Source organism: Flavobacterium sp. Root935, assembly GCF_001429295.1.
Classification (GTDB): Bacteria; Bacteroidota; Bacteroidia; order Flavobacteriales; family Flavobacteriaceae; genus Flavobacterium.
Genome location: NZ_LMJL01000007.1, coordinates 115,426 through 123,902, shown reverse-complemented (window position 1 = coordinate 123,902; position 8,477 = coordinate 115,426). Strand labels below are relative to the sequence as shown.

9 protein-coding genes are annotated in these 8,477 nt (G+C 35.2%); 3 read left to right on the top strand and 6 right to left on the bottom strand.

The window, feature by feature from the left end; translation table 11 throughout:
• The first annotated feature begins 217 nt into the window (after window positions 1-217).
• From ASE40_RS02075 to ASE40_RS02065, 3 genes are all read left to right on the top strand, one after another.
• Window positions 218-982, top strand: coding sequence for an enoyl-CoA hydratase/isomerase family protein (locus ASE40_RS02075; RefSeq protein WP_057115148.1), 765 nt, complete (start codon window positions 218-220; stop codon window positions 980-982).
• Window positions 983-1,137: 155 nt separating this feature from the next.
• Window positions 1,138-1,590: a 6-pyruvoyl trahydropterin synthase family protein gene (locus ASE40_RS02070; protein WP_035653234.1), complete on the top strand. Its 453-nt coding sequence runs from the start codon at window positions 1,138-1,140 to the stop codon at window positions 1,588-1,590.
• A gap of 86 nt (window positions 1,591-1,676) precedes the next feature.
• A complete protein-coding gene (locus ASE40_RS02065) occupies window positions 1,677-2,420 on the top strand; it encodes a UDP-2,3-diacylglucosamine diphosphatase (protein ID WP_057115147.1) in 744 nt (247 codons plus the stop codon).
• Here the strand turns inward: ASE40_RS02065 and ASE40_RS02060 are convergent, their stop codons facing one another.
• The 6 genes from ASE40_RS02060 to rsmI all read right to left on the bottom strand — a co-directional run bounded on the left by ASE40_RS02060 (window position 2,421) and on the right by rsmI (window position 8,446).
• The gene (locus tag ASE40_RS02060) at window positions 2,421-3,632 is read right to left on the bottom strand and encodes a cytochrome c3 family protein (RefSeq protein WP_057115146.1); all 1,212 of its coding nucleotides are present in this window, start codon (window positions 3,630-3,632) and stop codon (window positions 2,421-2,423) included. It abuts the gene before it with no gap.
• Window positions 3,633-3,715: 83 nt separating this feature from the next.
• The gene (locus ASE40_RS02055; protein WP_057115145.1) at window positions 3,716-4,072 is read right to left on the bottom strand and encodes a hypothetical protein; all 357 of its coding nucleotides are present in this window, start codon (window positions 4,070-4,072) and stop codon (window positions 3,716-3,718) included.
• A gap of 168 nt (window positions 4,073-4,240) precedes the next feature.
• Entirely contained in the window at window positions 4,241-5,524 is a 1,284-nt protein-coding gene (locus ASE40_RS02050) for an MFS transporter (RefSeq protein WP_057115144.1), read from the bottom strand.
• On the bottom strand, window positions 5,511-7,223 hold the full coding sequence (gene recJ / locus ASE40_RS02045; protein WP_057115143.1) for a single-stranded-DNA-specific exonuclease RecJ: 1,713 nt from the start codon (window positions 7,221-7,223) through the stop codon (window positions 5,511-5,513). The genes ASE40_RS02050 and recJ overlap by 14 nt, the downstream gene beginning before the upstream one ends.
• A gap of 81 nt (window positions 7,224-7,304) precedes the next feature.
• Window positions 7,305-7,649 (bottom strand): HopJ type III effector protein, encoded by a 345-nt coding sequence (locus ASE40_RS02040; protein ID WP_057115142.1) that lies wholly within the window; start codon window positions 7,647-7,649, stop codon window positions 7,305-7,307.
• An 80-nt stretch (window positions 7,650-7,729) separates the two neighbouring features.
• Window positions 7,730-8,446, bottom strand: a complete 717-nt coding sequence (gene rsmI / locus ASE40_RS02035) for a 16S rRNA (cytidine(1402)-2'-O)-methyltransferase (RefSeq protein WP_057115141.1) — start codon at window positions 8,444-8,446, stop codon at window positions 7,730-7,732.
• Window positions 8,447-8,477: the final 31 nt, after the last annotated feature.

The window sequence follows — 8,477 nt, the reverse complement described above, 5'->3', positions numbered from 1 at the left end:
ATACTCTAGCCAAATGAGCTAATCCCCCTTTTGTTTTGTGAAGAATATCGGATTTGAACTGTCGCCTTCCCGATTTTCATCGGGACGCTCTAGCCAAATGAGCTAATCCCCCAAAAGCATAACAAATAAAGTCAAATAATTCTCAAAAAACAAATTTAGAAATCAATCAGACAAAATATTTTGCAAAAGCGTAACTTTACGTTTAAATCTATTTTTTATGAGTTCAGAAAATCTAAATGGAAGTTTAGAAACTTCTTTTCAAAATACAATTGCAACGGTTCAGTTTGGTCATCCTGCAAGTAATTCTTTTCCGCGTCAATTACTAGATCAGCTTACCGCCGAAATTAATTCATTAAGCCGAAATGAAAATGTTTCGGTTATTATTTTAAAAAGTGAAGGTGAGAAAACCTTTTGTTCAGGAGCTTCTTTTGATGAACTTTTAAAGGTTGAAAATGAAGAGCAGGGAACTGAATTTTTTTCTGGTTTTGCCCATTTGTTGAATGCAATGCGAAATTGCAATAAAATTATAATCGGTCGTGTACAAGGGAAAGCTGTTGGCGGCGGTGTCGGAATTATTGCTGCCTGTGATTATGTTTTTGCGACTCCACAAAGTGATATTAAATTATCTGAATTGGCAATCGGAATCGGACCTTTTGTAATTGAGCCTGCGGTTTCTCGCAAAATAGGGAAAACAGCAATGACAGAAATGACCTTGGCAGCACATGAATGGAAATCGGCAGATTGGGCTTTTCAAAAAGGACTTTATTCTGTTTTAAAAGATATTCGTGATCTTGATGCAGACGTTGAAAGTTTTGCTCAAAAATTAAGTTCATACAATCCTGAAGCTTTGCAGGAAATGAAAAGGATTATTTGGGAAAATACAGAAAACTGGGAATCGCTTCTTTTCGAACGTGCTGCAATTACGGGTAAACTAGTTTTATCTGATTTTAGCAGAAATGCTTTGCTTCAGTTTAAAAAATAGATAAGGGAAATTCCAACTGGAGAAATTCTAAGTGGAGAAATTTCAAATTCCAATTACATTAAATTTGTAATGGATTTTGGAATTTTTCTTTATTTGGAATTTACTATTTAAACGGTTATTAATTCGTAAATTTGCATCCTTAAAATTAAACATCGATGAGTAATATCAGAATTACAAAACAATTTAGTTTCGAAACTGGACATGCATTGTACGGTTACGACGGAAAATGCAAGAACGTTCACGGACACAGTTATAAATTATCGGTAACTGTTATTGGTTCGCCAATTACAGATCGATCGAATGTAAAGTTCGGAATGGTAATTGATTTTTCGGATCTAAAGAAAATTGTAAAAGAAGAAATCGTCGATCAGTTTGACCATGCGACTGTTTTTAACCAAACTACGCCACACATCGAATTGGCTAATGAATTGAAAAATCGTGGTCATCATGTTATTTTGGTAGATTATCAGCCAACAAGCGAAAATATGGTGGTAGATTTTGCAGAAAGAATTGTGGCAAGACTTCCAAAAGGAATTTCTCTTTTCTCGCTAAAACTTCAAGAAACAGAATCTTCATTTGCAGAATGGTACGCTTCTGATAATTTGTAAAAAAGTTAAAAGTTAAAAGTGAAATGTGAAAAGTAAATTGTAAAATGCTTTTCATTTCACATCTCACAATTCACATCTCACATTAAATGAAAAAAATATATTTTGCTTCAGATCAGCATTTTGGTGCGCCTACTCCAGAATTGAGTTTGCCACGTGAAAAGAAATTCGTGGCTTGGCTTGATGAGGTTAAAGAAGATGCAGAAGCGATTTTTTTATTGGGTGATTTATTTGATTTTTGGTTTGAATACAAAACGGTGGTTCCAAAAGGATTCGTACGCATTTTAGGCAAACTGGCTGAAATTCGCGACAGCGGCATCCCGATTTATTTTTTCGTTGGAAATCATGATTTATGGATGAATGATTATTTTGAAACCGAATTGAATATTCCCGTTTATCACGATAACAAAGAATTTACTTTTAACGGAAAAACCTTTTTAATTGGTCACGGCGACGGAAAAGGTCCTGGTGATAAAGGTTATAAAAGAATGAAAAAGGTATTTACGAATCCGTTTTCAAAATGGCTTTTTCGATGGCTTCATCCAGACGTTGGCGTTAGTTTAGCACAATATTTATCAGTTAAAAATAAATTGATTTCCGGCGATGAAGACATTACGTTTTTAGGAGAAGAAAAAGAGTGGCTTATATTGTACGCGAAGCGCAAACTAGAAACTAAACATTATAATTATTTCATTTTCGGTCATCGCCATTTGCCAATGATTCGTACCGTTGGAGAAGATTCCCAGTATGTTAATCTGGGCGACTGGATTGGTTATTTTACTTATGGTGTTTTTGACGGCGAAACTTTTGAATTGAAGGAATTCAACAAATAATTAGTTCTTATTGCTCGGATAAATTCCAATTTTGTGTGTTCTCAAAATATAATTTGAAAGTTGTTTACTGTTCGAAAGCTGAAAACTAATTGCATTTGAAGCTTTTTTTGGCATGTGGCATTCTACACAATTGTCGGCTAATAACTTTTCAGGCATGCTTTTAAGCGTTGTTTCGTTGTGTTTTAAGCCTTGATGACAGCTCATGCAGATTTTAGAATATGACACCATGTTTTTAGATGCATTTTCATGTGGATTATGACAAGTAATACAATCCATTTTTTCGCCGTTGATAAAACATTTGCTCTGTGCCATTAATCGGAATTGATTTCCATGAACATCAAATTGTGTTGTATCGTTTATGCTTCTGGTTTCGCGAAAGAAATCAGATAAATGATCTCCAGGTTTAAATTCAAAACGAGATTTTAATTTCATTCCATCATTTCCTGCATGACATAATGCACAGGCATCTAGTTTTTGTTGTCGGTTCAGTGTTTTAAAACTGGTAATACTGTTTGCGACTTTCACGTTTGGATTTTTTAAATGAAATTCCACATGTTTTTTTGCTGGTCCGTGACAGCGTTCGCAGTCAATTCCGTAAACAATAGTTTTTTTATTGATAACATCTTCAATGTCCATAGACATAAAGTTTTTTTCTGCAGAACTTTGGTCAACTGTTCTAGAACTGATATTAGAACTATGGCAGGCGTAACAATCTTTTACGACCATTCGATCAAAATAAGGTCTATCGGCAGGAAAACCGGGACTTGTAGCCCATTTATTTATAGAATGATAGTAAGAAAGTGGTAATTCGTAAGTATTATTATTTCTCCAGTAAACTGATGTTTGGGCATGTTTGGTTCCAAACACAATTTCGAATTTATATTTGGCTGTTTCTTTTCCATTTTTATACAAAACCTGGTACAAACTGTCGCCATGTTTTTCCATGACCAATTTGGTGTCTTTATCATAAATGAAAGTATGGTTTTTAGAGTCGAAATCTCCTGAAACATTTTCGAGTATTGCTGGTGCTGTAGCTTTGAAGTGCGAACTGTGAAATACCATTTCCGACTGCGTTTTGTGGCATTGAACGCAGCTTTCTGAACCTGCGTAATCAGTTCCGCGCGGGTCAATATATTCTTCTGATTTATTGGTGCAGTTGACAAATAAGACTGCCAAAAGAATATTGGTAATTAGAAATACAGCTTTTTTCATTGCTGTAAATATACTTTTTTTTGAATTGAATCAAAATATATTTCAATAATGAAAAAATGTTGTTAAAATATTTAGAATGCTTCTTAATTCATTCCAACTCCGTAAACATACTCATCCAATTCAATTTTGAATAAAGAACCTTCAACCAAATCTTTGATTGATTTCAATTCAGCCATATTTACAGCTAAATCAATAGAGTTACATGGAGTTTTAAGTAGAAATTTATGGCAGGAATATTTCATTTCACAAGCTTCACAACAGCTATTTTCAACCATACTGTCTTCAATTAAATCACAAAAAAGATTTAATTCCTGAATGGTAAAATAAAAGCCGGTTTCTTTAAAAACCAATTGTACTTTGTCTGAAATTGTCGTATTATGATCTTTCCAGTAAAAAGCTATTCCAAAGTTGTTATGGTATATTTGTTCAATTTCTCTCATCGTAAAACCTTTTATGTCAACAAATATAAATATTATTTATATCAATTCTAAATAAAAAGTTCGTAAAACTAGAAAAATATTATGCCATGTAAGTGATATAAGATAATTTAAATTGATTGTTGATAGATTTGAAAATTAACTTATAGCACTTCTATGTTTCTGTAAGTATTATTCCAACTTTTGATGATCTTCCATATCTTTATGAAGATCTAAATTTCTGAATGTCGGCGATTTTAATGCTGTTACCACAACAGTCAAAAGAGTCACACTTCCTCCAAAAACAACAGAGGTTACAGCTCCCATTAATTTAGCAGTTGCACCACTTTCAAAAGCGCCTAATTCATTAGAAGATCCAACAAAAATTGAATTTACGGCACCAACACGCCCGCGCATATGATCGGGAGTTTTAAGCTGTAAAATCGTTTGGCGGATTACTACAGAAATTCCATCGGCCAAACCGCTTAAAAATAAAGCGAAAACAGAAAGCCAGAAATAAGTAGAAAGACCAAATAAGATAATCGATAATCCAAAAACAAATATGGCGACTAAAAGTTTTTTTCCTGCATTTTTATACAAAGGCACGTAAGCAGAAATAATCATAGTAATAAAAGCTCCCACTGCAGGAGCAGCTCTTAAAATTCCAAAGCCTTCAGCACCAACTTTTAAAATGTCCTGAGCAAAAACAGGCAATAGTGCAACTGCTCCTCCAAAAAGCACAGCAATCATGTCTAATGATAAAGCGCCTAAAACAACTTGGTTTCTGAACACAAAAGTCAAGCCTTCGGTTAAACTATCTTTGATTGATTCTCCAATCTTCGGATTTATGATTGGTTTTTTACTGATTTGTGATAGCGCAACTAAAGAAAGAATTGAGAATCCAAATACCAGGCACATTGACCAGTGAACTCCTATCCAGTTAATAGAAAATCCAGCAATTGCAGGTCCCATAACAGCTCCGATCTGCCAAACTGAACTGCTCCAAGTTGCAGCATTTGGATATACTTTTTTAGGAATAATCAAGGACAAAAGAGAGAAAATAGTAGGCCCAAGAAAAGCACGTACTAAACCTCCCAAAAACACTAATGCATAAATGGAATACAGAATTACAGTCGAAGACCAGCCGCCAACAACTGTAGGCCAAGTCAGTAAAAATAATCCAAAACTAATTACTGAAAAACCTAAAATACATTTTACTAATAATCCTTTCTTCTCTCTTTGATCGACAATATGACCGGCAAATAGTGCCATCGAAACGGCAGGAATAACTTCCATTAAACCAATAATTCCTAACGAAAGCGGATTTTTAGTTAAACTGTAAACTTCCCATTCTATTATAATAAACTGCATAGACCAGGCAAAAACCATCGCAAAACGCAATAATAAAAATACATTGAATTCTTTATAACGCAATGCCTGATACGGATCTTGCTTATTGGATTTAATCTCTTCCATTTGTTCTAATGTCTTTCAGCATAAGCTGTGTTGAAATATTTCCGTTCCATTCATTTTCGGCAATACAGTATGCCAATTGAAACAGATTTTGATTTTGTACAATATTGAGTTTTTTTCCCAGTCCAAAGCCAATTGCAGCTATTCCATCGGTCCCGAGACTTCGGGATTGTTTGACGAAAAGTCTTAAATGTTCTTCTTCAGCACCCAGAGTTTTGGCATAGCCTGTATCTTTTACATCAGAAGTCATAAAAACTGGAGTCATATTTTGAGGTCCAAACGGCTCAAATTGTTTTAAAATTCGAATTAATTTTGGAGTGATGTCTGAGAAGTTTATCTCTGCATCAATTTCAATTTCTGGAGTGCGCATTTCGGGTTGAATGGTTTCTTGCACACATTTCTCAAAAGCCTCTTTAAAAAGCTGATAATTTTCGGCTTTTAAAGTCATTCCAGCTGCATACATATGGCCTCCAAATTGTTCTAAGTGTTCGGAACAAGCATCAAGCGCATTATACACATCAAAACCTTTTACAGATCGGGCAGAAGCAGCATATTTGTCACCGCTTTTGGTAAAAACTAAAGTCGGTCGATAATAAGTTTCAATCAATCTTGAAGCTACGATACCGATCACGCCTTTGTGCCAGTCTTCTTGAAAAACAACGGTAGAAAAACGTTCTTCTTCATTGTTTTCTAAAATTTGCTGAAAAGCTTCTTTGGTAATTTTTTTATCTAAATCTTTTCGGTCTGCGTTGTACTGTTCAATTTCTGAAGCGAATTGCTGTGCTTGTTCAAAATCAAATTCAGTTAATAATTCAACCGCATGATTTCCGTGTTTGATTCTTCCTGCAGCGTTAATTCTCGGCGAAATAATAAAAACAACATCTGTAATATCGAGAACTTTCTTTTTTACCTGATGAACCAAAGCTTTAATTCCAGGTCTTGGTTCTCTATTAATAACTTTCAATCCGAAATAAGCCAAAACACGATTTTCTCCCGTAATGGGAACAATATCTGCCGCAATTGCCGTAGCAACCAAATCCAGATAAGGAACTAAATCTTCGATAGTTTCATTTCGGTTTTGACCTAAAGCCTGAATCAACTTAAAACCAACACCGCAGCCGCATAATTCATCATAAGGGTAGGAGCAGTCTTCTCTTTTAGGGTCAAGAACTGCAACGGCATCTGGAAGAAATTCTCCAGGCCTGTGGTGATCGCAGACAATGAAATCAATGTTTTTCGCTTTCGCGTAAGCGATATGATCAATCGATTTGATACCACAGTCAAGTGCGATAATTAAGGAAATTCCATTGTCGTCTGCATAATCAATTCCTTTATACGAAATACCGTAACCTTCGTTATAACGATCTGGAATATACGTGGCAATGTTTGGGTAATGTGATTTTAAGTATGAAGAAACCAATGAAACCGCTGTTGTTCCGTCAACATCGTAATCACCGAAAACCATAATATTTTCCTGATTCTCAATTGCCTGTTCAATTCGCGAAACCGCCTTATCCATATCTTTCATCAAATAAGGATCATGCAAATGTTCTAAAGACGGGCGAAAGAAATTCTTCGCATCTTCGAAAGTTTCAATACCACGCTGAATCAAAAGTGTTGCTACAAAATCTTCTACATTTAAGGCCTGCGCCAAATGTTTGATTTTATCTTCAGAAGGTTTTGGTTTTAAAGTCCAACGCATTGTTGATTTTAGATTTTAGAGTGTCGGTTTTAGATTGTTGATTTCTGAAATTAAAAATCGTTAATCAAAAATCTTAGATAATTATTTTGCTTCCAAAGCATTTCCTTCAAACTGAATTCCGTCCCAGCCTAAGTTGATGAAGTTTCTAATGTTTTGGTGATTGGTTCCGTTTGGATCGCCTAAAACTTCTTCAAAATAAAAAGCTCCAAAGCATGCTAAAGTTTCTTCTTTGTTCAAATTTTGCAATTTTGCGAAAGAAAATAATTTACAAGAACCAGAATTTTCGCCGGCAGCATTATGCTGTGTTCCGTTTTGAAAAGCGGTTGGAGTAAAGTTGTAATTTTCCTCGATTATGGCAATAGTTTCAGGAAATGTGATTTGTGTTGGAGTTTGTTTTACTTTTTCTATAAAGGCTTGTATGCTCATATTGTTATGTTTTTTTGCCACAAATTTCACGAATTTCCACTAATTTAATTCGTGCTAATTCGTGAAATTCGTGGCTATAATTATTCTTCATCCTTAGGAAACTTACTTTTCTTAGGTTCTTTTATTATTGTTTTTCCAGCAACGACCACAACGATTTCGCCGCGTGGCGCTGTTTTTTCGAAGTGTGCTAAAACCTCTTTTGCAGTTCCGCGTACATTTTCTTCGTGTAATTTTGATAATTCTCTCGAAACGCAGACTTGTCGGTCTTCGCCAAAATATTGAACAAATTCTGCTAAAGTTTTAACGAGTTTATGCGGCGAAACGTATAAAATCATTGTTCGGGTTTCTTCGGCTAAAGCCAAAAAACGAGTCTGACGCCCTTTTTTATCAGGCAGAAAACCTTCAAAAACAAATTTGTCATTTGGGAGTCCGCTGTTTACCAACGCGGGCACGAAAGCAGTTGCACCAGGAAGGCATTCCACGTCAATTTTATTTTCGACACAAGCGCGCGTCAATAAAAATCCTGGATCTGAAATTGCCGGAGTTCCTGCATCTGAAATCAAAGCAATCGTTTCGCCGGCTTTCAAACGGGCAATTAAATTTTCGGTTGTTTTATGTTCGTTGTGCATATGATGGCTGTGCATGTGTGTGCCAATTTCAAAATGCTTCAAGAGTTTGCCGCTTGTTCGGGTATCCTCAGCCAAAATCAAATCGACTTCTTTCAAAACCCGAATGGCTCTAAAAGTCATGTCCTCAAGATTGCCAATTGGCGTTGGAACGATATATAATTTTGACATATATTTTATTTTATAACACGAATTTCACTAA